Source organism: Geobacter sp. OR-1 (assembly GCF_000813145.1).
Taxonomy (GTDB): Bacteria; Desulfobacterota; Desulfuromonadia; order Geobacterales; family DSM-12255; genus Geoanaerobacter.
Window position 1 is genome coordinate 157,289 of sequence record NZ_BAZF01000005.1, and the last position, 25,440, is coordinate 182,728.

Here is a 25,440-nt window from a genome sequence, read left to right on the forward strand (position 1 = left end):
CTTTCTTATTTACTTTACACGCCAGGTTGTGCCTTTCGGTCCATCGAGAAGTTCTATCCCTTTTCCCAACAGAAGATCCCTGATTTCATCACTCCGGGCGAAGTCTTTAGACTTTCTTGCCAATGCCCGCTCTTCAATCATCTTTTCGATCTCTTCCTCAGCAATGGCAAGGCCTTCCACCTTCCGCCCTTTTATTCTCAGAATGTAGTCCTCGGGCGCGGAAGAGAATATGCCCAGCACATTGCCGACATCCGAGATATGCTTGCGGGCCATCCTGAGGAGTTCCTGCCGGCTTGCTGAAACCGGGCGCACCTCGGCAAGAAACCGGTTAACTGAGCGCACAAGCTCAAAAACAGTTCCAATGGCCAGGGCAGTATTGAAATCATCGTCCATTGCATCCCGAAAGCGGCCGCTAAACGTAGAGACCTTTTCCGTCAGCTCGGTTTCCGCTTCAACAATAGAGGAATGCTCATCGACACAGTTGGCTGAAATCGCGCCATCAATACCGGCCAGGGCCTTGTAGATTCGCTCCAGACCAGATTCTGCCTCACTGAGGTTCTGATCGGAAAAATCAATTGGCGACCTGTAGTGTGCAGACAGGAGAAAAAACCTGAGCACCTCGGCATCATAGCGGGAAAGCACTTCCTTGATGGTAAAGAAGTTACCCAATGATTTACTCATCTTTTCGGCATTGATGTTTACAAAGCCATTATGCATCCAGTATCTGACGAATTGTTTGCCGTTGGCAGCCTCGGACTGGGCAATCTCGTTTTCGTGATGGGGGAAAACAAGATCCTTGCCGCCACCATGGATATCAAAGGTCTCGCCAAGATATTTCATGCTCATTGCAGAGCATTCGATATGCCATCCGGGCCGGCCGCCCCCCCACGGAGATTCCCACGCAGGCTCACCGGGCTTTGACGCTTTCCAGAGGGCAAAGTCCATCGGATTTTCTTTCCGCTCATCAACATCGACACGGGCTCCTGCCTGCATATCATCCAGGTTGCGCTTGGAGAGCTTTAAATATGCAGGAAATTTGGCCACCCGGAAATAGACATCACCGTTAACCTCATAAGCAAACCCCTTTTCGACCAGGCTTTGCACGATCGCGATGATTTCAGGAATATGCCCGGTGGCTTTCGGCTCATGGGTAGGGATCTGAATGCCGAGGGCGGTCATGTCCTTGTTGAACTCAACGATGAAACGCTCCGCCACTTCATGCCACGGGATGCCCTGCTCGTTTGCCCTCTTTATGATCTTGTCATCTATGTCGGTATAATTCCGGACATAAGTCACGTCAAAACCACTGTACTTTAGATACCGATAAATCATGTCAAACGCGACATAGGCCCTGGCATGTCCGATATGGCAGTAATCGTAAACCGTGACCCCGCAGACATACATCTTTACTTTTCCGGGCTCAAGGGGGACAAACTCCTCCTTGCCACCGGTCATTGTATTATAGATACGAAGTGTCATGAAATACCCCGAAAATAAGATTCCCCTTTTCCTACCACATCAGGAAAGTCATGTGAAGACAATTCCTTTCTCCAGTGAAAGGCGGTCAGGAGGAGAAAACTAGGACCTTTTCCACCTCGGCCACGATTCCTGTCGGGGTAAACGGTTTATGAATGTAGCCGTTAACCTTGGATTCTACAACAAGCCGCTGCAATTCATCCTCAGGCTTGGATGACATGAGCAGAATCGGAATATTACGGCTGAAATCCCACTCCTTCAACAATTTAGCCTTCTCAGTACCGTCAAGCATCGGCATCATAACATCAATTACAATAAGGTCCGGCTTGTTCTGGGAGAAAATGATCTTATTCGCCTCCATGCCGTTAGTTGCGGTAAAAACGGTGAAACCTGCCGCCTCCAGCGGATCGCGTGCCATCTCAAGCACCAATTCGCTGTCATCAATGATCAGTATCTTTCTTGTCGTCATCACATCCCCCATTTCCAGAAGAATTCCGGATAATCAGCCGGTAAAAGTAAAGCAACAAAATGAGGGGATTACCCCGAGTTAATAAGCTCTTCTACCAGCGAGAGCAACAGCCCCTGGTCAAAATCCCCTTTCGTCATATATGCCTTGGCACCGGCCTCAAAGACGAGATTCCGGTCTTCGCTGCTGCTCAGTGAAGATACCATGACAACGGGCAACTGACGGTGTTCAGGCATGGAAAGCACCTTCTTTACCAGCTCCAAACCACTGATCCCCGGCATTTCGATATCTGAAATCATCAGGTCGAAACTGCCTGAGGCGAGTTTCAATAATGCGCTTTCTCCTGAATCAGCCGTTTCGACGCGATATCCGTTTGCCGAAAGGATGCTCTGCTCGATTGTGCGCGAGGTAATGGAATCGTCGACCACCAGGATCGAACCTTTTGTTTGTGACAATCTGGCGGGCAGGGAAAACTGTCCAAATGTCGTTGCCCCCCTGCCTGAAGCCACAGCAAACAGGTCATGCACATTAAGGATAAATACGGGATCACCATTGCCAAGCACAGTGGCACCCTGGATAAAATCCGCACGGACAAGTTGTCGTCCGAAGCCTTTAATTACTACCTCTTCATCCCTGAGTATGGAATCTACCGAAAAGGCAATCTTCTCGCCCTTTAGTCCCAAAACGATCGCCTGAAGCTTTACATCCCCGGAATGAATCTGCGAAGCCGGAAGTCCGAGCAGAGCCGACAAGGATAATAGCCGGACGAAAACGCCATGCAGGTAAATGCCGGCATCCCCCTGTTCCCCGCAGATATCGCATTCTCTAATCTTTACGACCTCGACAACAGAAGCGATCGGCATGGCGAACAGTTCTCCAGAGCAGTTAACGATCAAGGACTGGACAAGGGAGAGGGTCAAGGGGAACTGCACCGAGATTTCAAAGAAACGGTTCGGTTCGCTTGCCAGGGTAATATCACCCTTCATCTTTTCAAGGATTGAACTGACGACATCCAGCCCGACTCCCCGGCCGGCCAGGTCCGTCACGGCATCGGTCGTGGAAAAACCGTGCCGCAGTGTAAAGTACAGGGCATCGTTATCGTCGACACCCTTGGCTGAATCAGCATCCAAAACCCCTAGATCTATGGCTTTGCGTTTGATCAAATCGGCATTCATGCCCCTTCCGTCGTCTCTTATGGTGATCCTGGCATGATCGCCCTTGTGGGATGCAGTGATGCGAATCGTCCCGTGTGCCGGCTTGCCGGCTGACTGCCTCTGTTCCGGGATTTCTATGCCGTGAACAACGGCATTATTGATGATATGGACCAGCGCCGGTTTAAGCGCATCCAAAACCCCGCGGTCAACCTCAATCTGCCCCCCTCGAACCTCAAGCTTCACATCCTTGCCGACAGATCGGGAAAGATCCCGGATACTTCGTTTGAAATCATCGGTAATGCTGTTTAGGGGCAGCATCCGAAGAGCGAGTGCTTCGCTGTGCGAGAGCTGCACCAAACTTTGCAGTTGTTGCAGATCATCCTCAAGCTCGCGCTCAATGATTTTGAGGCCGGATTTCAAAGACGGATTCTCGGCTTCACGAGCAACGGCTTTCACAGAGGCAAGCCTGTCCTCAAGCCTTTGGCGGCAAATAAACAGTTCTCCGGCCAGATTTATCAACCGGTCAAGGGTTTCGACCTTGACTTTCACGGTATGGCGGTCCATCGCCCCATCTGACTGTTGCGGCAGGATGGCGGCAACAAATTCTTCATCCTTGAATCCGGCGAGAAACTGTTCAACATCAATTGGCGGAGTTGCGTCCGTTATTAATGCCGAGGTCAACCCGGCGATAGCATCACATCCCTGAAGCAGGCGATTTGTAACTGAATCGTCAACCGCTTTTTCGCCTGACTCGATCTCCTTGAGATAGTCCTCCATCGCGTGGGCAATGGAGCTGATCCCTTCAAAACCGAGCATCCTGGCAGAACCTTTTATAGTGTGGGCGTTACGGAGAAGATGTCGGACAAGCTCGGTGTTGTCAGGCTCTCTCTCCAGAAGCAGCAGACCCTCTTGGAGAGATTTCAGATTGTCCTGTGATTCGCGGACAAAGATGTCGAAGTACTTCTTGCTCATCTAGGATTCTTGTTCAATCTGATTCTTGAGCTTGTCGGCAGAAGCCATTATTTCCGCAATGGAGCATTCGGTAACCATGGCGTTCATCTCCACCTCTTTGGCCACATCCTTGACCTGATTCATGGCTGAGGCCATCATTTCGCATGAGGCTGTCTGGTTCTGGGTTGCCTGTGCGATTTCCTTAGCGGCCCGCGAAGTTTCTTCAACCATCGATATTATCGTGAAAAATGCCATTTGTACCTTGTCCACAAGGCTGCTGGCATTGTCAACCCCTTTGATACCCTCCTCGGTTACCATAATGGTTGAATTTGTCGACTTCTGGATCTCCTCGATCAGTTCCCGTATCTGCATGGTCGCCTCAACTGTTCTGGCGGCAAGCCGCTTGAATTCCTTGGCGACAATGGCAAAACGCTTCCCGGCCTCTCCGGCTCCGGCAGCCTCAATGGCAGCGTTCAAGGCAAGAAGGTTGGTTTGATCGCTGATCTCGTCAATGATCTCGATAATCCCCCCGATCTTCTGGCTGTTTTCCCCCAGGCAAAGCATACTTTCGGCAATCCCCTGAACCTGCCCCTTCAGCCGCCCCATGCCGTCTATGGCATTGCTGACATGTACGGTGCCGTTGGTACAGCTCTCATTGTTGTTATCGGCAATGATCTGGACGTCAAGGGCGGTATCCATGATCTGCTTGGCTGTCGTGGCAATATTCTGGGCAGCTTCGGAAACCTCCTCGACGGTAAGCGACTGGGCGGTTGCCCCGGCAGATTGCTTGGCAGAAATGTCCTGCAGATGAGATGAAGACACCGAAAGCTGTCCAATTGCTTCACGGATAGAATCGATCAGCCGCGAGCTTTTCTCAATCTCCTCTTTGAGGTTTTTGACTATTACGGTTGTCATAGTGTTGAATGCCTCGGCAAGAGTGCCGATCTCATCGTTGCTCTGGATCAATACCTCTTCTTCAAGTTCCCCTTCCGATATCCGGCGCGCAGCTCTGGTCAAGGCCAGAAGCGGCCTGACCATCCGGTTCAGTACGATATAGATAGTGACGCTGGCGACCAGAAGCATGATCATCATGGCAATTATGATCTGGAACCGTAATGCCGCAATCTTCTTCTCTGTCTTGACCATGGAGTAGCCGATTCGGAACCCTCCCCAATGTTTGCCGTGGACATAAACAGGTGCTGAGATGTCCCACATCCGCTCCCCCGTATCACGGTTATAGACCTGTTTGAGAAGCGGTTCACGGTTTTTTGCCGCTGCGAGCCCGACCGGGTCATTAAACAGGCGCTTGGTCCGGTTACCGACCTTGTCCTTTTCCCGGTCTCCGGTCAAAGGGAGCGAATATTTGCTGTTATGGGTCGGAAGATAGCCATTTCTGTCGACCAGGACCGCAAAGACCACCTGCTCGTCTTTGAGGAATTCGTCCTCAATATCGCGGATAGCGCTGTCCAGATATTTATCATATCGGGTATGGAACTTCTGCGGGTCTGTGCCGGGGATCGCGACGTAATTTTCGTCGAACATCTCGGCGATAGTGAAATTACCGTTGGCTACTGCCTGCTCGATGATATGGGCCATAACCCTGGCGCCGGTGAGAGCCTCGATTCTCCCCTTCTCCAGCAGTTCAGCCTCCATGTTAATGGTACGCGCCTTTACGAAATAGACCGTAAAAAGAGACATGATGATTATCATGACGACAATCAATATGAAAGAAATCTTAACCGAGAGTTTACGAGTCATGTTCAGTTCCAATTTCCGAGATGAGTTCCTCGCCAAAAAGAGAGGTCTGATTTATTATGATTTCCGGAGAATTGAGCAAGCAGGAGATATCGAGGAGTTTTATTGTGACGGAATTGGCCTGAAACTCCCCTCTTATGAACGGTGCCGGCAAGTTGCCGTCATTATTACAGGAAGGAGAAAAACTACTAAAAGAGAGGTCTGTAACTTCGAGCACGGCATCGGTTAAGATCCCGGTTTTGAAGAGAGGTGACTTGACGATAAGGAGCCGCGATGATTTTCCCGGCAGAGATGGAGGGAGTCCTAATAAGGGGCAGATATCTATCGCAAGGGTTATTTCCCCGTGCAGGTTAAAAACACCGGCAAAGACCCCGGTTAACCTGGGAACCTTTACCAGCTTGGGCATCCGGATTACTTCAGAAGCAAAGGGGGTTTCAAACGCGAACAGTTCGTTCCCCAGCCTGAACAGTACGCATTCCAGCAACTCCTGCGGAGTTGCTGCCGATTCTGTCAATTCCTGCCAGTATTCATCCCGCATCCCATCCAGAATGGATACAATGCTGGATGGGAACTTGTCATCCGCCATGCCGCCTCACCTGCTCTCATTAATTCAGGTGGGAGTATACCACATTATTTCAACTTGGCGATTTCAACCAGGAATCACGTAGAGTCACCGTCCGGTTGAAAACCGGTTTGCCGGGCATGGAATCATGCCGGTCCGCACAGAAATAGCCATTACGCTCGAACTGAAAGCGCTCCTCAGGCGCCGCATCACCAAGGGATTGCTCCAGTTTGCAGTCGGGAAGAATTTCTATAGCTGCCAGATTTATAAGCGCTTTCCAATCATCTCCGGCTGGGCTCGGAACAGAAAAGAGCCGGTCATAAAGACGGACCTCGGCGCTAAGTGCATGAGACGCCGACACCCAGTGGATTACCCCTTTGACTTTCCTTTCTGACCCGGGCATGCCGCTCTTGGTTTCCGGATCATAGGTGCAGCGGATCTCCCGGATTTCACCCTTGTCATCCTTAACCGCACCAATGCATTTGATAATATATGCGTTGCGCAGCCGAACCTCCATACCGGGAGAAAGCCGCTTGAAACCTTTGACCGGCTCTTCCATGAAATCGTCGTTTTCAATCCAGAGTTCGCGGCTGAACGGCACCTGACGACTTCCCAGCTCAGGCTTTTGCGGATGGTTGGCAACTGTAAATGATTCGACAACCCCTTCGGCATAATTCTCGATGACGAGCTTCAATGGCCTGAGAACAGCCATGGCACGGGGGGCGCGTTCGTTCAGGTCTGCCCGTACCGACTCCTCAAGGATGCTCATGTCAATCCACGAGTCACTGCGCCCGACCCCTATTGTGTCACAAAAGGACCGGATCGACTCAGGCGTGTATCCCCTCCTTCTTAGTCCCACCAGAGTGGGCATCCTCGGGTCATCCCAACCGGAAACATCCCGATCCTGCACCAGTTGCAGCAGCTTGCGCTTGCTCATCACGGTGTATGACAGGTTGAGACGGGCGAATTCATACTGTCGCGGCTTTGCCGGCACCGGAAGATTTTCGAGAAACCATTCATAGAGAGGCTTATGATCCTCGAACTCAAGGGTACAGATAGAGTGGGTTATCCCTTCTATGGCATCGCTCTGTCCATGGGCAAAATCGTACATCGGGTAAATGCACCATTTATCGCCGGTGTGCGGATGAGATGCGTGGATAATCCTGTAAATCACCGGATCCCGAAGGTTAATATTCGGAGATGCCATGTCAATCCTGGCACGCAATACTTTTGCGCCATCAGGGAATTCACCACCCCTCATTCGACGGAAAAGATCCAGGTTTTCTTCGGCTGAGCGGCTCCGGTAAGGGCTTTCCTTACCAGGTTCAGTCAGGGAACCCCGGTTTGCCCGGATCTCTTCCGCTGCCTGATCGTCAACATACGCCTTGCCTCCCTTTATGAGAAACTCAGCCCATTCATAAAGTTGATCAAAATAATTTGACGCATAATAAAGGTGATCGCCCCAATCAAAACCGAGCCAATGGACACTCTCCTTGATCGATTCAGTGTACTCGACATCCTCTTTGGCCGGATTTGTGTCATCGAATCTTAGATGACACCTGCCGCCAAAATCGCGGGCAAGTCCAAAGTTCAGACAAATTGATTTGGCATGGCCGATATGGAGATAGCCGTTCGGCTCCGGCGGAAAACGAGTGACAATTGCCCGGTGCTTGCCGCTAGCCAGGTCGTCGGAGACAATGGTGCGGAGAAAGTTTGCTGGTATGTTCGTTTTGTCGGCTGAATCTGACATCTATTCCCTCGTTGGTCCTATTTTTTAAGCATCAACGCCACGGCGTAAGAAGCGATCCCTTCGCCGCGGCCGCAAAAACCGAGTTCTTCGGTGGTAGTAGCCTTAACGTTCACCTGGTCGACAACACTATTGAGCGCCCGGGCAATGTTTTCCCGCATTAACTGGATGTGGGGGGCCATCTTCGGACTCTGGGCCACAATCGTCGCGTCAACGTTGCCCAGCTGATACCCTTTGGCCTCGGCAAGTTTCCCGACATGCTCAAGAAGCTTGAGGCTGTCGGCACCTTTGTAGCGCGGATCGGTATCGGGGAAATGTTTACCGATGTCCCCTTCGGCAATAGCACCGAGAATAGCATCAGATATGGCGTGCAGAAGGACATCGGCATCCGAATGCCCGAGCAGCCCCTTTTCCCAGGGGATATCAACTCCTCCTATTATCAGCTTCCGCCCTTCGACCAGGCGATGAACGTCGTAACCATGACCTATTCGCATTGCCATCCCTTTATTCCCGATCCCTACCCCCGGCACTCAGAAAGGCCTCTGCCAGAACCAGATCCTCGGGGGTGGTAATCTTTATGTTGCGGTAGTCGCCCATGACAACTCTCACCTTTCCGCCAAGCCTCTCAACCAGAGAAGAATCGTCTGTGCCGAGAAACTGTTCTTCTTCGGCCTTTTCATGGGCAGTGCGAATGATGCCATACCGGAAAGCCTGTGGGGTCTGCGCCTGCCAGATCGTCTCGCGCGGTGGAGTTTCGCGGATCAGAGAGTTTTCCACCACCTTGATGGTGTCTTTAGCAGGAACAGCCACCAGAGCGCCATCGGATGACTGTGCCGTTTCAATGGCTTTCTCGATGATATCCGGCGTGATGAAAGGACGAACACCATCATGAATCAGGACCACGTCATCTTCAGAGGCATCTGTCACGGCCCGCAGCCCGTTCAACACCGAATGTTGGCGCTCCGCTCCACCAGGCACTATGGTTCTGACTTTGGCAAACCGGTGCGCAGTCACTATCTGCTCTTGGCAAAACGGTATCTCTGCCGCAGGGGTAATGACATATATCTCGTCAACAAGCGGAGAGGCTTCAAAGACAGCTATCGTGCGGGCAACAATCGGCACCCCGGACAGAAACAGGTACTGCTTGTTGATGCCGGCACCCATCCTTTTCCCCATCCCGGCGGCGGGGATTAGAGCGATTACTTTCATGTCGGACCCATAATGATCAATAAAAAAAGTGGCTAATTATACGGATGCAGATTTGAAATGGCCAGCTAAAATTGAGGATTACTCCGCCGGGCATTTATATGAAAGCGCTTGTGAAAAGAGGAGTTGTGAAGAATAAGTTATTACTGCCCCGGGGTAAAGCGTTACCTGGAGCGATGCACTAATAAACTCGGATTGCCCGGAAGAATAATGGCCTATAGATCCATATGCAGCATTGCCGAGCGGTCCGAAGGCTTCATACCGGGAGAAGAATCCGCTCCCATCAGAACTCTTCCGCCATATTCCGCATTCTTTCTGACAAGTTTTTCTGCAGCCGCAGGGTTTTTCTTCCGGAAAGCCTCGATGATCTTTTCATGTTCCTCCACAGAGATCTTCATCCTCCCGGGAATGCTCAAAGAGGCAAGCCGTAACCGCTGAAACTTGTCGACCAGGCTGTTGATCATATCATACAGCTTTTCATTGTTTGCGGCCTTGATAAACAGGTCATGAAAATCGTTATGCACCTTAAAGAACTGTTTTACATCGCTCCCTTCGGCAAGCAGCGACAGTTTGGTATTTATCGTTTCCAGCTTTTCAATTTCCTTAGTGGAGATATTCTCACAGGCGCGTTTCGCCGCATAACCCTCCAGAATACTCTTTATTGCATAAAACTCTTCTACATCCTTCTGGGAAAAAGCCGCCACAACAGCGCCTTTTCTCGGAATGACCTTTAGATATCCCTCTGATTCCAGCTGACGGAATGCCTCACGGATAGGCGTACGGCTTATCCCGAAACGATCTGCGAGTTCAGGTTCCGCAACCTTTTCGCCCGGCTTCAGAGAACCTTTGATGATGGCATCACGTATCGTCTCAAGGATTCTTTCCCGCAGAGTCAGGTGTTTTTCAAGATTTTTTTTCATGATCATTTTCTCCGGAAAGAAATTTCGCAAATTGTATACAGTATACATAAAAAGTCAAGAGCTCTGTTTTCCTGACAACAAAGGCGGTTCACCGTTTTTCGCTTTCATCTCTGCGGCTTGCATTTTCTTGGATGCGATAGTAAGCTTTGCCGCAAGGAGCAGCTAATGGACCCGGTAAGACACCTGAAAATTTCATTTTCAGTATTGGCGGTTCTTGTTTCCGTCGGCGTACTCGGATATATGTCCATAGAAGGCTGGCGTTTTCTGGATGCCCTTTACATGACAATAATCACCCTCGGGACCGTAGGTTTCAGGGAGGTCCATGAGCTGAGCGATTCCGGTAAAATATTCACCATTGCCCTGGTAATTTTCGGGGTAAGCGTTTTGGGATACATTGTCGGCAGTCTTGCTCAAATCATGTTTGAAGGGCAGTTCCAGAGAATCATAGGGAGGAAAAAAGTGGAAAAGATGATTGATGCCCTTTCGGGCCACTATATCATTTGTGGTTACGGCAGGATGGGCTCACTCATCTGCCGGGAATTTGCCGCCAAACCACTCCCTTTTGTCGTCGTGGAAAAAAACGGTGACATCATCGAAAAGATCAAGGATGAAGGGTACTTATACCTGCATGGCGACTCTACAGATGATGAAACCCTCCTCAGAGTCGGCATTAAGAGGGCCAAAGGACTGATTTCAGTGGTAACATCCGACACGGAAAACGTCTATATAACCCTTACTGCTCGCGGGCTTAACCCCGATCTTTACATCCTGGCCCGGTCAGGGGAAGAAGGTTCGGAAATAAAACTGAAGCGAGCCGGGGCAAACAAGGTCGTTTCGCCCTATCATATTGGCGGCAGCAGAATGGCTCAGGCGATATTGCGCCCGAATGTAGTCGATTTCATTGAAATTGCAACCGGAAGGGAACACCTTGACCTGCAGATGGAGGAGATAGAAATTCCCCAGAAATCACGTTTTGCCGGCGAAACCCTGGTCAGTTGCGGTTTCCGTAAAGAAACCGGCGTCATCATCATCGGGGTGAAAAAAGCTGACGGCAAGATGGTATTCAATCCTCATTCGCACACCAAGCTGGAAGAGAGCGACACCCTGATAATCCTCGGTGAACCCGGAGCAATAGACAAGCTTGAGCTATTAATAGCCTCTCCCTCCTGACCGGAATCAAATCTCATCCATAAATGGAACTGAATCATGACAAATTACCTATTTGCCCATCTGCCGTATCGTTATCTCGGGGACTATATCAAATACATCCTGGAGAAACGGATCAACCCTGAGATCTTTTTTAATGCCGATGCCTTGGATAACCTTGTCATGGAGGAACTTGCAAGTTATGCAAAAGCCCTGCAGGCTGGAGGGATCTTATGTACCATTCATGCGCCATTCATGGATCTTAACCCCGGCTCGCCGGAGCCGCTGATCCGAAGAGCAACGGCCCATCGGTTCAGCCAGGTCATGGATGCTGCCGAGATTCTGAGACCTGTATCAATGGTCTTCCATCCGGGTTACGACCGATGGCGGCAGGGAGATAGCCAGCAGGAGTGGCTTGGGCATTGCCTCGACACTTTCAGACCGGTCTTGGAGCGAGGAATCCGGATCGGATCGGCCATTGCAATTGAAAACATCTTCGAAACCGAACCTTCTACCATCAAAGGCCTGCTGGATGCCATGGATTCTCCCTCCTTCAGGCATTGCTTCGATGTGGGGCATTGGAACCTTTTCAAAAACGTTTCTATGGAGGAATGGTTCTCAGTGCTCGGCACTTATATTGCCCATGTGCATGTTCACGACAATAACGGCAGCAGGGACGACCACCTTCCTATCGGCGACGGCAGCATAGACTTTGATCTATATTTCAGGCTAATGAAACAGTATGCGCCCGATGCTGTTTATACAGTCGAAGCTCACAACAGAGAAAAAGTTGAAATTGCGATGACCAGACTTAAGGAACACATATGACTGCGCAACTGAGTTTTTGCCGGCATGTTGACCAACTGGACTGAATGAACCCGGCAATGCCGCCGGTTAAAGGTGGTTTTGCGCCATGGTCACAGATACGGGGAGAACAGCTTAGCAATGCAATCTCTTATTTTTTCAAACATTGGTCGTCCGTCGACAGCGTCTAGCGTCTCTTCCCGTGAAATGGATACGGCATTGGCGAAATGGGAAGCCAGTGTTGCCGCCAGTTCCGTATCATAAACTTCCAGATTCAACTCAAAATTCAGCCGCAGGCTTCGGGGATCGAGATTTGCCGATCCGATCAGTGCCCAGATGTCGTCTACCAGAAACAGTTTAGTGTGAACGAAAGGGGGGGGCTGGTAATACACCTTCACCCCGTGCTGAAGTATCTCCCACAAATAGGCTCGGCTTGCCCAATGAACAAATGGGAGATTATTTATTTCCGGCAACACCAGAGTTACTTCTACCCCCCGCATCGCAGCGGTCACGAGCGAAGAGATCAACGCCCGGTCGGGTATGAAATACGGCGTCATGATCCGCACGCTTTTCCTGGCGCATGACACCCCCCCCATGATAAGCCAGTGGAGTTTACGGAATTCCTTGTCCGGGCCGTCGCTTACCGACCGAACCAGAGCTGCACCCTTTGCTTCAAGACGCGGGAAAAAATCCGGGGCACTTACCAACTCTTTTGCCACAAAATACCAGTCTTCGAGAAATACCCGCTGCAGATATGCCACGATTGGACCTTCCACCATAAAGTGCATGTCAGCCACCGGCAAGTTGCATTCAGGGATCTCGACCATGTGCCGCCCACCGATATTCATACCGCCGGTAAATGCTACGGCCCCGTCCACTACAAGGATCTTTCGGTGGGTTCGAAGATTTACATAACCTCCGTATCTCAGAGGGAGGAACCGTCCCAACTTGACCTTGGTACCTTTAAATAAACCACGGACAAGGGGTCTGGAATATTTTTCTCCAAGGCTGTCCACAATCAACCGTACATCCACTCCCCTTGAAGCGGCTTGAATAAGTGCGTCAACAAAAGTTCTCCCGACCCGGTCAGCGTCGAAAATGTAGGTTGATATATGGACTGACCGTTGGGAACCGCGTATTGCCTCCAGCATTTCCGGATAGGCGGCATCGCCATTGACAAGAGGGGTCAGGCGGTTCCCTTCAATCAGAGGTGCAATAACAACCCGGTCGGCAAGGATCATCAGTTCGTTAAGATGGATGGCGTTTTCAGGCAGAGAAAATGCCCTGGGGATTTCCGGGGTGCTGGCAAATCGGTCCCAACCAGCAACCCGGCGTCCGCTCTCCAACCACTGCCTTGCCCTCCTGTGGATCCGGTTAACTCCCATCGCCCAGTATAAAACCGGGCCTGCAAAGGGGAGAGTCAGGCATACCACTATCCACCCCAAAGCGGAACGGGGGTCACGCTTGAACAGAAGCGCGTGGCCTCCGCCTACGAGTGACAGTATAGTTGCAGCCCCAATCAAAATGGTCCAGAAGAGATGATCCATAGCACCTGTATTTGGCCGGGCACGGCCTTCACAACCCGCATTTTTCTCTGTTTAGCTTAATTCGGCGCCGTGTTCTGTCAAGCGGAGAATCTCTGATCCAAGCAGTCCTGCAGACTTTATTACCTATTACTTCCACTCTTGATGTTTTACATGGGTGTGACTATACTTGACTTGAAGCTAGAAACGGCCACAACCCTTTGATTTAGCGGGGATATAATTTATGAACACGCTCAGGACAACTTTTCTCATGGCCCTGATGACCACGCTTCTTGTCATTGCTGGTGGAGCTATCGGCGGCAGACATGGCATGGCTTTCGCTTTGGTGATGGCTGCAGTCATGAATTTTGTAAGCTACTGGTTTTCAGACAAAATAGTTTTGGCAATGTACGGCGCGCGCCAGGTCGACGAAACGGAAGCGCCAGAACTGGTAGGAATGATCAGGCAGCTTTCCAGCCAGGCCGGAATGCCGATGCCGCAGGTGTATTGCATTGACTCCCCCACGCCCAACGCGTTTGCCACTGGTCGCAACCCGGAACATGCGGCAGTCGCAGCCACTACCGGGATCTTGAGGATTTTGACACGGGAAGAACTCATGGGGGTGATGGCACACGAACTGTCTCATGTGAGGCACCGCGACATACTCATCCAGAGCATTGCGGCAACCATTGCCGGAGCGATCACCTATCTGGCCAACATGGCGCAATGGGCTGCCATCTTCGGTGGCGGCCGCGATCAAGATGAAGAGGGGGGCGGATTCAGCATGCTCCTGATGGCAATCCTGGCCCCAATAGCAGCAATGCTCATACAGATGGCGATCTCCCGCTCCAGAGAATATGAAGCTGACCGCGGCGGCGCCGAGCTCGCCCACAACCCGCTTTACCTGGCCGGTGCCCTTAGAAAGCTGCATATGGCTAACCAGCAGATTCCTATGGACGCCAATCCGGCGTCGGCCCACATGTTCATCGTTAATCCGCTAACAGGCGGAGGAGTGATGTCGCTCTTTTCAACCCATCCTCCGATCGAAGAGCGGGTGAGAAGGCTTGAAGCGATGGTCTACGGCCAGAGGTAACAAACAGGTCCTTTGTCACGGCGCAGAGTTTATTACTGCGCCATTTTTTTGCCCAGCTACCAATGGAGACAACATGCCATTTGTTCTGAAACTCCTGCTCACTAACATGGTAATTCTCGGCTGCGTTCAACTGGGCAAGAAATTTCCCTCTCTGGCCGGATTGATAGCGACAATGCCGCTTACGACTCTGGCAGTTCTGTTGTGGCTCCATTCCGAAAACCCTACTGACAACAATCTCCTGACAGACTATACCTGTGGGGTCTTTTGGGGGATTATCCCGACTGCACTCTTCTTCGGTTCTGCCCTGCTGCTGCTGAAAAGAGGTATGCCCCTGCACCTGACCCTCTCCCTGTCTTTCGGGGCCTGGCTTTCTGCCGCCGCCTTGCACCAGTGGTTGTTAAAATGATGAGATTATTCGCTCAGATATTGTTTCTGCTGCTGATCCCGATAGCTTTATCGGCCAAGGAACCGTCATATCGATATGCCGTAGCCGTAACCCCCACCCCGGTGCTCAACTCCCCTGAATTTGCCGTTATCTTCGGCGGAGTACCCGGGAATCATATCAAGACCGACAGTTGCGGCCAAATGAGAGAGCTGGAATTCATAGCTCTCCCAGGAACAGTGTTCGAGATCAAGGATCAAATCGTTAACAATGCGTTCACATTCTACCGGGTGACAACAATCGATTACCCCTCGCCACCCCCGCAAGGACTGTTCATTGACAACCGTTTCGTCCGCACCAGCGAGGTCAGGCCCTCTTCGCGACGCTCGATACTGCCGCCAAAAGAACAGATTATCAAACAGCTGCGTGATGCAGCAGGAACTCCATACGTCTGGGGAGGCAACGTCAGGTCAGGCATTCCGGAGATTCGTGAGTATTACCAACTGAAATCTACTGAGTACCGAACGGGCAAGGACCAGTTGGCGGGACTCGACTGCTCAGGCCTGCTTTACGAAGCATCTGGAGGATCAACTCCCCGCAACACGAGCGAGCTGGTGCATTATGGTAAGGGAGTTGAGATTGACGGACTCGGGCCAGAGATGTTGGCGCAAATACTCAGACCGCTGGACCTGGTCGTCTGGCCGGGGCATGTTTTGATTGTCCTGGACAATGGGGAGATCATAGAGAGCCGGCTTAATTGCGACGGGCGGAAAAGTGGCGTAGTCATAAGGCCTTTAATGGACCGGCTCTCGGAAATAATGCGCGGGAGAAAGCCTTCAAATAATATTGTCTCCGGAAAGACTGGCAATAAGACATTTCTTGTCCGAAGATGGCATAATATCGGGTCGATGCAGAGCAAATGAAGGTTAGCGCCTCCGATCACCTCTACGTTCGAGTTCTGAAAGGACTTCGCGTCTCTGCATCTGGCTAAGCCGCTGAGAGTTATAAATATTACGTACTTCAGAGGTCTTGAAAGTGTGCAGCCAATTAGTAAACCAGACCAGCGGTGTCCTTGGATTGGTTAGTATTGCCAGTCTCAGATTCGGCATGTTTTTCCAGCGAGGGTGTCGCGCTATCAGTGAAATGCTTTCAGCAGTCGAAACCGAACTTCTGAGAAACTTAAATACCGCTCCTTCCTTCAATCGTGGGTTATCCAAACAGGCTGACAGCACACGCGGATCGGCTTCCATCAGGAGTTGCTCTACAACGGCAGCAGTAGCCCTATGGGCAAGAGTGATCTTGTTACCAAGCGGGGTTACTGGCAGGCGCTGAATAATTGACCTTTCTGCCGCTATTTTCTGATCATGGGTGATTCCCGGCAATGTACACAGGGTAACAAGGTCGAACAGGTAAAGATGAGGGAATATCTCGGAAAGTTGAGATGCCGGGGTAGCGGGGTGATGGGCGATTGCCATTTTTACTGCATGGCTTTCCTTGGCAATTTTGGTATTGCCGATTGACCGCAAAACATCTTCATGAAGGTCCCGCCTTCCCAATAATGCCAGTAAATGCGCTTCCTGGAGAAGAGGGTTTCGAAGGGCTGTCTTAACAACATCTGCTACTGGATCCTGCAAAACGGAAAAAAGCTGGTCAGAGCCTGCGGTTATGGCTTCATTCAGACGTTTTACAACGTCTTGGTCCAACCTCTCTGACCCCTTCTTTTCACTAGACATTTTAACCATTCACCTGGACGCAGCCATATATAATTAATAATATTCTCGCAGCTGCAACCATAAGCAATAAGTTCTAGGCCGGATCCTTACCGCATAAGCTTCTTGCTCCGAAATGAAGCAGCCCATCCGTTCTTACATATCATTATGCCCGGCTCCTTCTTCAAGACCCTGATGTTGCCAAAACTCTTCTGAGAGCTGACTCTTGCTGCTGCACACGCAGGAACCGTTCCAAAGGAGCCCGGCCTCTGCAAGATGCCCCTCGATCATTTCCAGCAAACTTCTATATTGCCGTGCCCTTCGGTATTCCTCAAGATAAATGACTTTTGCTCTATCCATAAGTCCCCCTGACCGCGAACGACAGAATATCTTCGATTACCGTCAAGGAGACATATCGACATGTGATGTTAAATCTTTACATATTTGGAAGGTTGATCCGGTGTGCAAAAAAAGGAGGGCAGTTAAACCCTCCTTCTTATCCAAGGAACGATGAAATCTCGATATTTTATTTGGCCGGACTTTGAGCTGGCACTTTTGACTTCTTCAGAGAACGACGTTCGGATATCTTTATTCTAATATCTTCATACTTCTTTTGTTGTTCCGGGGTTAAAATCGGTTTGACCTTTTCAAAGGTCGCATCGTTCAACTCGCGCAACTTTTCCCTTCGTTGATCCCGATTGAGTGTGTCATTCCCCGGCATCTTCTCCAACTGGGCAAATTCATCCTGTAATATCGGTTTAATTTTCGCCTGCTGTTCAGTGGAAAGGCCAAGGTCTTGCGTCATTCGGGCAAGTCGGCTATCAGGGTCATTATCCGTCATTTTAGGGCGTGCCTTGGTATCCCGTTGTTTGGAGCGATTTTCCTGAATTACCTGCTTGGCCATCTGGTGTTTCTTTTGCTGATCGGCTGAAAGGATCGGCTTGATCTTTTCGTATGTAGCTTCATTCAATTGCTGTAATTTAGCGCGCCGTTCTTCCCGAGTGTAATTGTCATCTCCTCTCAGAGCGTCAAGCTGTACACCCTCTTCTTCCAGAATCGGCCTGATTTTATTCTGTTGCTCTTTTGTCAAACCAAGGTTTCTCGTCATCAGGTTCAGACGCTTTTCGGGCATGTCCTGACTCATCCCAACCCGGCCTTTTACTCCCGGGCTTCGGCTCTCAACTCCCTGCGCTTCGGCGGTCTGGACGATAACGCTTTGCATGCACAATGCGAGCGCGGCTAATCCTGCCACTGCCACAATAATTTTTTTGGAATGAGCCATATGTGATCTCCTTTAATTATTTTACGTTTTATTTTACCATCAAACTCGGAACTTAATACTCTCATACGCAAAATTTCCAATAATCAATAGCTGGCGCCTGCACTTGAGCTTATCTTATAAACTAAGAATGGTGGGGGAATTTCTTAACAGGAAGCTATGAAAGGCAGCGACGCGGATATATCGGAATGTTTCATAAGCAGGTGACCACAGGAAGCTGCAAAAAAACACCCTAGTGACTAGGAGGGCAAGTCCACTAGGGCTTAATGAGAGCCCGAAGGCTCTCGCAATTATTTTATTCTTTTAATATATTATACCCACTAACCGGTTCTTATGCAAGGAACTGAATAAATCGGTAATGGCAGGGGAAGACTCCATACTAATCAATAATTCAGAGGATATTCCACTCGTGGTCATAGTTTGCCTGTTGGTTCAGACTATGATATATAGGACAAAATAGATTATAGGAGTAATGACAATGGGCCTCTCTCTTTCGGAGCAACAGTTGCTTACCGACTTCCGCCAACTCTCCCCAGATCAGCAGAATGAATTACTTATGCTGCTTGCAGGTCTTAAACGAAAAGAAGGCAGTGATTACCCCGATGTAGCACCCGCAAACCAGTGTGCTCTGAAAAATGAACCTGAGAAACATCCGGAACAAGACAGTGACCAGATATTCACGGAATAGCCTATCAACCATCCTCACCTTATTAGTCTGTTGCCTGTTCCTGTTGCCACTCTCAGCTTCTTATGCCGCATTGCCTCCGCTGTCATCTCCGCCACTGGGAGACCGCTGGTTCAGCATATCGATGAATGGCGATAAAGTCGGTTTTGTTCACTTAAATGTCGCCAAGACAGCGGAAGGTTTTACGATAACCAGCGAGGGGAGTGCAAAAATGCTTGTCCTCGGGTTCTCCCGAGAAGCTTCTGCCCACGAACGGTATTACCTGAACCGTGACCTGACGCTCAAATCGTTCGAGGTCGAACAGATAATCGACAAAAGCCCTTTAAATCTTAGTGGCACGGTTTCCGGCCGCAGTATAAAGGTAACAACGTTTACAAAAGGAGGCAAAAATGAAAAGACCCTCAAGGCAAAGGGCGCAGTTTATCCTCCTCCCGTTCTGAACCTCTATCCGCTGCTCAAAGGTTTTGCCCCAGGCAGGAAATACTCTCTCCAAGTGCTTGATGTCGAAACGGTTAAACTCAAAGATGTTGTAATAAATGGGGTAGCAGTTGAAAAGCGTAACGGCATGGACACCCTTCACATGCAGAATGATCTTTATACCTTTGTGGATAACGACATCTGGGTTGACTCTTACGGAAATACCATCGAGGAATCTGTTCGAGACGGCCTGATAATAACAAGATCAGAAAACCCAGACATAGCGGTAAATTTACTTTTTGAGGATGTAGTTGCCAAAAAAGATCTTGTTCTGGATTTCAGCCTGGTCAGGATTGACCATGAGCTCCCAACCCCGGAAAAGCTCCGCAAGCTAGTCTTGGATATTTCCGGCTATCCGCTCGACTATCCACTGCCGCAAGGACCCGGGCAGACTGCTGCCAGGCAGAATGCAAACCTACTCAGAATTTCGCTAGCCACCCCACTCCGTCAAGCCGGAGGCCAGCTCGAACCAGCCGACAAAATGCGCTATTTAAAGGCAACACCACGAGTAAATTCAGACCATCCCCAAATAATATCCATGATGCAGAAAATCATTGCAGGCAGCTCATCAAGCGAGCAGTCAGTTGCCATGATTGCCAGATGGGTTGCCGATTTTCTCGAAGACACGGTTACTGACACAAATTCGGCATTTGAGGCCATGGAGATACGCAAGGGGAACTGCCAAACCCACACCCGGCTTTATGCCGCCCTGGCAAGGGCTGCCGAAATCCCGACCCGAACGGTTTCAGGACTCGTATACGTCAAAGGAAAAGGTTTTCTTTATCACAGTTGGGCCGAAAGTTATGTGGACGGGTGGCTTGCCGTTGATCCCACCTTTGGGCAAATCCCGGCAGATGTAACCCACATAAGACTGGTCGAAGGAGATGAGCCCGAAGAAATTGCTCCGTTGGCAGGAATTATCGGAAAAATCAAGGCGCGCGTAATTGACCTTGCCGATTAGCAGGAAACTGGCTATTTGCCTAACAAGAGCATTTGGCATATGCAGATAAATAATTGAGGAGTCCTTGAATGAACAAACCAATAGAAATCAAGCCAGGAGTTCACTGGATCGGTTCCATCGATCCGGATCTACGTGTTTTCGACGACCTGTTCCCTACCGAACGGGGAACGACATACAACTCGTACCTGATTAAGGGGAGTGAAAAGGTCGCCATAATTGATACCGTAAAAGAAAAGCGCGCCGAAGAATTTCTGGAAAAAGTCAAATCCCTGGTGGACCCGGCAAAGGTCGACTACATCATTATCAACCATACCGAACCGGACCATTCCGGCTCCATCGCATTTTTACTGGGGCATTGTCCAAACGCCACCGTGATATCCACTCAAGCAGCCAGAACCTTTCTCAGTAACCTGATACATAGAGATTTCCCCTCCCGGGTCGTAAAGGATGGAGAAACTGTTGACCTGGGGGATCGGACCCTTCGATTCGTAATTGCTCCGTATCTGCACTGGCCTGACACCATGTTTACCCTGCTGGAACAGGACGAAATGCTGTTCACCTGCGATGCCTTTGGAGCCCACTATTGCACCAACAGCATCTACAATGACGAAGTGCAGGATTACTCCACAGACATGCACTTCTACTTCGATTGCCTTATCCGGCCATTCAAAGACAAGGTCATCTCAGCGATCAACAAGATTTCCGGGGAAAAAATCGGCATGATCTGTCCGAGCCACGGTCCGATAATAAGAAAAGATCCTGCCCGGTACCTGGCTTTTTATCAGGAATGGGCAAAACCGGTTATAGGCCCCAGAAAAGTTGCCATATTCTATCTTTCTCCTCACGGAAATACGGGAATAATGGCCAATGCAGTAGCTAAGGGAGCATCCCAGGAAGGGCTGGAGGTTGACTGCCACCACATTACACAACTTTCCGCTAATGAGATAAGAGACCATATGGAAGAAGCCGATGCCATGATCTTCGGAACCCCAACCATAAACCGCGACATCCCCAAACCGATGTGGGATGTCCTCTCATATCTGTCAACGGTCAAGCTGAAAGGTAACATAGGCGGGGCATTCGGAAGCTATGGATGGAGCGGGGAAGCGTGTAAAATGGTTGAGGATCGCCTAAAAGGACTCAACTTCAAGCTGCCGGCCCAGTTCGTCAGATCACCTTTCACCCCACGTCCGGAAATACTTCAACAGTGTGAAGCCTTGGGGAAAACAATAGCCGATGAAATCCTTACAACTGTCTGATTAATATCGCTCTATCATTAATCATCAACGCGGAATAACTTAATTATTCCGCGTTATTCTTTTCTGTCTTTCCCCTCATGGGATTTTCGGGCATTATGTTTTCATGCCTGATTCCCCCACGATCATAGGGACTGTGGTCCCGCTTCATCTGAATGCCGTCTACAACTACATAGTTCCCGCAGAATTGGGCAGTATTCGAATCGGAATGAGAGTTCTTGTCCCTTTCGGCAGACGTACACTTACCGCTTACACCGTGAATATTGAGGGTGGTGCTGTCGACGGACTGAAGGAAGTAGTTGCCATTCTCGACCGCGAACCGCTCTATACCGCTGCGGAATTGGAGTTCTTCAGTTGGGCGGCCTCATACTATATGCATCCGCTGGGAGAGGTGCTGAAATCAGCCTTACCTGCCGGAATAAACATAGTTGGGAAAAAACAGCCGGTAACGCTGTCGGACGGTACAATAGTCAGCGAAGAGGTGCTTTCCGGCGGACGTGGCATCAAGCGGGAAATTTTCTACCTGATTTCACCTGACTCGCCCTCTCGGCAGTCACTAAGCGGAAAAAAGCTGACCGCAGTCGATTTGGTGCAAACGATGGGGGAAGCTCCGGCAGGGTTACTCCGCAAGGAATGCAAAATCGATGCGGCAACGCTCCGCTATCTCGTGGAAAAGGGCTGGTTAGCTACAGAAGAAAGGGAAGTGTACCGCAATCCGTTCCATGACCTGGCAAGTTCACCTGATGAACCGCCGATACTCACCTCAGCGCAGGAACAAGCAGTAATCAGGATCATAGCTTCCCTCGACAGCCGGAAATTCTCTCCGTTCCTTCTGCATGGGGTAACCGGCAGCGGCAAGACGGAAGTATACCTCCATGCAATCAGCCATACTCTTGGCCAAGGTCGAAGGGCGCTGGTGCTGGTGCCTGAGATTGCCCTGACGCCTCAGCTGGTCAGACGATTCCGGGCTCGCTTCGGTGACAGGATTGCAATACTCCACAGCGGCCTTTCTTCAGGCGAACGATTTGACGAGTGGCGCAGAATAAGACGGGGAGAAGCTTCTATTGTCATCGGCGCCCGGTCGGCAATTTTCGCTCCTCTTGAACATATCGGCATCATAATCGTGGACGAAGAGCACGAGTCTAGCTACAAACAAGGAGAGGGTTTCCGCTACAATGCCCGCGATCTGGCACTTGTCAGAGCAAAAATGGAGAATAGCTGTGTAGTTCTCGGCAGCGCCACCCCACAGGTGACAACCTGGCATGCCGCTCAAACAGGGAGAATCGGCCTGATTGAACTCCCGAATCGCGTCCGCGACCTGCCCATGCCCGAAATCGCCCTGGTTGAAATGGCCGGCAAAAAGGGGGTGACATTCTCACCGCAACTACTTGAAGCAATAGAGACGAACCTGGCTGCCGGAGGGCAGACGCTGTTATTTCTGAACCGACGTGGATTTGCCACCTGCCTGATTTGCCAGGATTGCGGCTATACCTTTAGATGTCCGAACTGTGCCGTATCACTGACCCACCATCGCAGCAAAGGACGCCATTTCTGTCACTATTGCGACCACTCCATTCCGGCGCCAAGTTTGTGTCCGGAATGCCATGGTAACGATATTGTGCTTCTGGGCCGGGGTACGGAAAAGGTTGAAGATGAGATTTCAGCACTGTTCCCTATGGCCCGGGTCGCACGAATGGACCGGGACACCACTACAGGAACGGGGGGGGCATTCGCGCATCCTGACCTGGGTAGAAGAGGGGAAAATAGACATTCTGGTCGGAACCCAGATGGTAGCAAAGGGGCACGATTTCCCTGGAGTCACCCTGGTGGGCGTGATCTCGGTCGACGGTTCACTCAATTTCCCTGATTTCAGAAGTGCCGAGCGAACCTTCCAGCTTCTCACGCAGGTTTCAGGAAGAGCGGGGCGCGGAAACCAACATGGCAAGGTTTTTGTCCAAACCATGTCGCCGGACCATTATGCAATTAACAGCGCCATTGCCCATGATTGCCATGGTTTCTGCACGGAAGAGCTGAAATTCCGCGATGAGCTTGACTACCCTCCGTTTTCACACCTGGCCATAGTTGAGGTTTCTGGGAATAACGAAGCAGCGGTAGAAAGTGCCGCCAAGAAAACCGCGGCAGATATGTCACGCCAGAAACGCATACTGCATTTGCGGGTAAGCATCCTTGGCCCGGCCGCAGCACCTCTGTCTATCCTCAGGGGGCGTCATCGAAAACAGATCCTGCTCAAGGCGAAATACCGCAACGACCTGCATCGGCTGATTAAAACGACTAAAGACTCACTGGAGCTGCCAAGTACGATCCGGCTTTCCATCGATATAGATCCAGTGGATATGCTGTAGGAAGAAACTGGTTAGTGTCTTAAGAAGCAATTCATGGGATCAGATCCCGGCAGCTTCCCACCGAGCCTTCAAGACATATCCGGCTGTCAGTCCAGATGGCATTGTCGAGAATCGCGCCGTCCAGCTTCGCAGCATTGATATTCGCCAGCCTGAGGCTCGCCCGTTTCAAATTAGCGCCGGACAAATCTGACCTCTCCAGGTCGGCCTCAGCCAAGTCGGCTCTCTCAAAGTTTGTCTTTGCCAGGCACGCCCCTTTGAGATTGGCGCCGACTAGATTCATCCCCACCAGCTGCATTCCCTTCAGGTTTTTCCCGGCAAGGTTTTTTTTGCCAGCCATTGCCTTTGTGATATAGGACATTGAAACCACAGGACCTGTGCACCCTATATTTTTATTCGATGCAACCTTTTTCGCCTTGCCGGTTTTCTTTTTCCGATATTTGACGTTCTGTTTTAATTTTGAAACTTTTTTAGGCATGCTGGCAGAAGCATTTTTATCCGCATCCCCTCCTGAAGCCCACCATTTGTGAACGGACTTTCTCTTTTTTGACTTCTTGATTCCTGGCTTTGCTGCGTCGCCAGATGTCTCCTTTGTCTTGCATGACTTTGCAATCTCTTCCTTTTCTGAAGAAAGCTTTGCTGCTTCAGCGCGGGCCTGACTCTCCCTTACGGAAAGCTCTTGGTATTTCTTCTCCAGATCAGCCTTATCAGCCTCGGATTTGTCCAGCGCCCTGCGCAAGGTCTGTTCGACTGCATTCACTTCGTGACCAGCCGGGCTCTTGACCTCGGATTCCGGTGCTCCTGAAGAAGGCGCCTCCCCCGCAGCAGCGATCTCTTGAGGGGCAACCGCCTGCAACACCATAAAAACCACTAGTCCGGCAAAGTACAGTACTATGCCAAAGGATTTTCTGTCTCTCATCCATTTCTCCCACGATTGATTCTTTGCTGAAGTATAACAGTCTTTGACCAATCAGCCAATCTGACCACTTAACATTTCAGCGAAACACGTTATGATATGTATAGTAACCGTCACCCAAAGGAGAAGAGTCATGTCGCTTGAAGGGAAAAAGGCCCCCGACTTTGAACTTGAAGGAAGCGACGGCAAATGCCATCGCCTTAAAGACTATACCGGGAAGAAAATTGTTCTATATTTTTATCCAAAGGACAACACCCCGGGATGCACAAAGGAAGCCTGTGGCTTCCGCGACCATAAACTGCAATTTGACGAGTTGGATACAGTACTGCTGGGGATAAGCAAAGACAGTATAAAATCCCATGACAAATTCATCCGTGATTTCGGCCTACCTTTTATACTGTTGTCGGATCCCGACGCAGCCGTTATGTCATCCTATGGTGCTTACGGCGAAAAAGTGATGTATGGCAAGAAATGCATGGGAGTTATCCGCTCAACCGTCATTGTTGATGCTGCCGGTACGATCCTCAAGCACTGGCCCAAGGTTGCAAAGGCTGAAACTCATCCACTGGAAGTGATTGAATGGCTGAAGTCTCATAGTTGATTCGAAAGGAG

Annotated in this window: 24 protein-coding genes; 11 read left to right on the forward strand and 13 right to left on the reverse strand. The window is 50.4% G+C overall.

Annotated features, from left to right (window positions below; translation table 11 throughout):
* Positions 1-9: 9 nt before the first annotated feature.
* From cysS to OR1_RS07160, 9 genes are all read right to left on the reverse strand, one after another.
* Positions 10-1,479 carry a cysteine--tRNA ligase gene (gene cysS / locus OR1_RS07120; RefSeq protein WP_041970936.1) on the reverse strand — a complete coding sequence of 490 codons (1,470 nt, stop codon included), beginning with the start codon at positions 1,477-1,479 and terminating at the stop codon, positions 10-12.
* A gap of 85 nt (positions 1,480-1,564) precedes the next feature.
* A complete protein-coding gene (locus OR1_RS07125; RefSeq protein ID WP_041971054.1) occupies positions 1,565-1,945 on the reverse strand; it encodes a PleD family two-component system response regulator in 381 nt (126 codons plus the stop codon).
* Positions 1,946-2,013: 68 nt separating this feature from the next.
* Positions 2,014-4,068: a response regulator gene (locus OR1_RS07130; protein ID WP_041970937.1), complete on the reverse strand. Its 2,055-nt coding sequence runs from the start codon at positions 4,066-4,068 to the stop codon at positions 2,014-2,016.
* Entirely contained in the window at positions 4,069-5,805 is a 1,737-nt protein-coding gene (locus tag OR1_RS07135; RefSeq protein WP_041970938.1) for a methyl-accepting chemotaxis protein, read from the reverse strand.
* Positions 5,795-6,388, reverse strand: a complete 594-nt coding sequence (locus OR1_RS07140; protein ID WP_041970941.1) for a chemotaxis protein CheW — start codon at positions 6,386-6,388, stop codon at positions 5,795-5,797. Before OR1_RS07140 ends, OR1_RS07135 begins: the two co-directional genes overlap by 11 nt.
* A gap of 49 nt (positions 6,389-6,437) precedes the next feature.
* Positions 6,438-8,114, reverse strand: coding sequence for a glutamine--tRNA ligase/YqeY domain fusion protein (locus tag OR1_RS07145; RefSeq protein WP_041970942.1), 1,677 nt, complete (start codon positions 8,112-8,114; stop codon positions 6,438-6,440).
* Between the two features lie 17 nt (positions 8,115-8,131).
* Complete coding sequence (ispF, locus tag OR1_RS07150) at positions 8,132-8,605, reverse strand: 2-C-methyl-D-erythritol 2,4-cyclodiphosphate synthase (RefSeq protein WP_041971055.1); 474 nt, start codon at positions 8,603-8,605, stop codon at positions 8,132-8,134.
* A 10-nt stretch (positions 8,606-8,615) separates the two neighbouring features.
* Positions 8,616-9,320: a 2-C-methyl-D-erythritol 4-phosphate cytidylyltransferase gene (gene ispD / locus OR1_RS07155; protein WP_041970943.1), complete on the reverse strand. Its 705-nt coding sequence runs from the start codon at positions 9,318-9,320 to the stop codon at positions 8,616-8,618.
* A 212-nt stretch (positions 9,321-9,532) separates the two neighbouring features.
* Positions 9,533-10,237, reverse strand: a complete 705-nt coding sequence (locus OR1_RS07160; RefSeq protein WP_041970944.1) for a GntR family transcriptional regulator — start codon at positions 10,235-10,237, stop codon at positions 9,533-9,535.
* A gap of 165 nt (positions 10,238-10,402) precedes the next feature.
* Between OR1_RS07160 and OR1_RS07165 the strand changes: the two genes are divergently transcribed.
* Both OR1_RS07165 and OR1_RS07170 read left to right on the forward strand, forming a co-directional pair.
* Positions 10,403-11,407 carry a TrkA family potassium uptake protein gene (locus tag OR1_RS07165; protein ID WP_041970945.1) on the forward strand — a complete coding sequence of 335 codons (1,005 nt, stop codon included), beginning with the start codon at positions 10,403-10,405 and terminating at the stop codon, positions 11,405-11,407.
* Between the two features lie 36 nt (positions 11,408-11,443).
* A complete protein-coding gene (locus OR1_RS07170; RefSeq protein ID WP_041970947.1) occupies positions 11,444-12,211 on the forward strand; it encodes a sugar phosphate isomerase/epimerase in 768 nt (255 codons plus the stop codon).
* A gap of 89 nt (positions 12,212-12,300) precedes the next feature.
* Here OR1_RS07170 and cls read toward each other — a convergent pair whose 3' ends face one another.
* Entirely contained in the window at positions 12,301-13,734 is a 1,434-nt protein-coding gene (cls, locus tag OR1_RS07175) for a cardiolipin synthase (RefSeq protein WP_041970949.1), read from the reverse strand.
* Between the two features lie 220 nt (positions 13,735-13,954).
* Here cls and htpX point away from each other — a divergent pair, with 220 nt between their 5' ends.
* The 3 genes from htpX (at position 13,955) to OR1_RS07190 (ending at position 16,108) form a co-directional block, all read left to right on the forward strand.
* The gene (gene htpX / locus OR1_RS07180; RefSeq protein ID WP_041970950.1) at positions 13,955-14,803 is read left to right on the forward strand and encodes a zinc metalloprotease HtpX; all 849 of its coding nucleotides are present in this window, start codon (positions 13,955-13,957) and stop codon (positions 14,801-14,803) included.
* Between the two features lie 73 nt (positions 14,804-14,876).
* Entirely contained in the window at positions 14,877-15,209 is a 333-nt protein-coding gene (locus OR1_RS07185; RefSeq protein WP_041970951.1) for a DUF3147 family protein, read from the forward strand.
* The gene (locus tag OR1_RS07190) at positions 15,206-16,108 is read left to right on the forward strand and encodes a C40 family peptidase (protein ID WP_041970953.1); all 903 of its coding nucleotides are present in this window, start codon (positions 15,206-15,208) and stop codon (positions 16,106-16,108) included. The genes OR1_RS07185 and OR1_RS07190 overlap by 4 nt, the downstream gene beginning before the upstream one ends.
* A 3-nt stretch (positions 16,109-16,111) precedes the next feature.
* Here OR1_RS07190 and OR1_RS07195 read toward each other — a convergent pair whose 3' ends face one another.
* Together OR1_RS07195 and OR1_RS20655 are read right to left on the reverse strand one after the other, a co-directional pair.
* Positions 16,112-16,918 carry a hypothetical protein gene (locus OR1_RS07195; RefSeq protein ID WP_041970954.1) on the reverse strand — a complete coding sequence of 269 codons (807 nt, stop codon included), beginning with the start codon at positions 16,916-16,918 and terminating at the stop codon, positions 16,112-16,114.
* 502 nt (positions 16,919-17,420) lie between these two features.
* On the reverse strand, positions 17,421-18,176 hold the full coding sequence (locus OR1_RS20655; protein WP_052440310.1) for a hypothetical protein: 756 nt from the start codon (positions 18,174-18,176) through the stop codon (positions 17,421-17,423).
* 475 nt (positions 18,177-18,651) lie between these two features.
* Here OR1_RS20655 and OR1_RS21990 point away from each other — a divergent pair, with 475 nt between their 5' ends.
* The 5 genes from OR1_RS21990 to OR1_RS23090 all read left to right on the forward strand — a co-directional run bounded on the left by OR1_RS21990 (position 18,652) and on the right by OR1_RS23090 (position 23,915).
* Positions 18,652-18,861, forward strand: a complete 210-nt coding sequence (locus tag OR1_RS21990) for a hypothetical protein (protein WP_152609839.1) — start codon at positions 18,652-18,654, stop codon at positions 18,859-18,861.
* Complete coding sequence (locus OR1_RS07210) at positions 18,839-20,296, forward strand: transglutaminase family protein (RefSeq protein WP_237754250.1); 1,458 nt, start codon at positions 18,839-18,841, stop codon at positions 20,294-20,296. The genes OR1_RS21990 and OR1_RS07210 overlap by 23 nt, the downstream gene beginning before the upstream one ends.
* Positions 20,297-20,364: 68 nt before the next feature.
* Positions 20,365-21,555 carry an FprA family A-type flavoprotein gene (locus OR1_RS07215; RefSeq protein ID WP_041970959.1) on the forward strand — a complete coding sequence of 397 codons (1,191 nt, stop codon included), beginning with the start codon at positions 20,365-20,367 and terminating at the stop codon, positions 21,553-21,555.
* A 103-nt stretch (positions 21,556-21,658) separates the two neighbouring features.
* Positions 21,659-23,419 (forward strand): primosomal protein N', encoded by a 1,761-nt coding sequence (gene priA, locus OR1_RS07220; protein ID WP_305047287.1) that lies wholly within the window; start codon positions 21,659-21,661, stop codon positions 23,417-23,419.
* Positions 23,340-23,915, forward strand: coding sequence for a hypothetical protein (locus OR1_RS23090; protein WP_305047288.1), 576 nt, complete (start codon positions 23,340-23,342; stop codon positions 23,913-23,915). Before priA ends, OR1_RS23090 begins: the two co-directional genes overlap by 80 nt.
* 31 nt (positions 23,916-23,946) lie before the next feature.
* Here the strand turns inward: OR1_RS23090 and OR1_RS20660 are convergent, their stop codons facing one another.
* Positions 23,947-24,831, reverse strand: a complete 885-nt coding sequence (locus OR1_RS20660) for a pentapeptide repeat-containing protein (protein ID WP_052440311.1) — start codon at positions 24,829-24,831, stop codon at positions 23,947-23,949.
* A 130-nt stretch (positions 24,832-24,961) separates the two neighbouring features.
* Between OR1_RS20660 and OR1_RS07230 the strand changes: the two genes are divergently transcribed.
* The gene (locus tag OR1_RS07230) at positions 24,962-25,429 is read left to right on the forward strand and encodes a peroxiredoxin (protein ID WP_041970960.1); all 468 of its coding nucleotides are present in this window, start codon (positions 24,962-24,964) and stop codon (positions 25,427-25,429) included.
* Positions 25,430-25,440 lie beyond the last annotated feature (11 nt).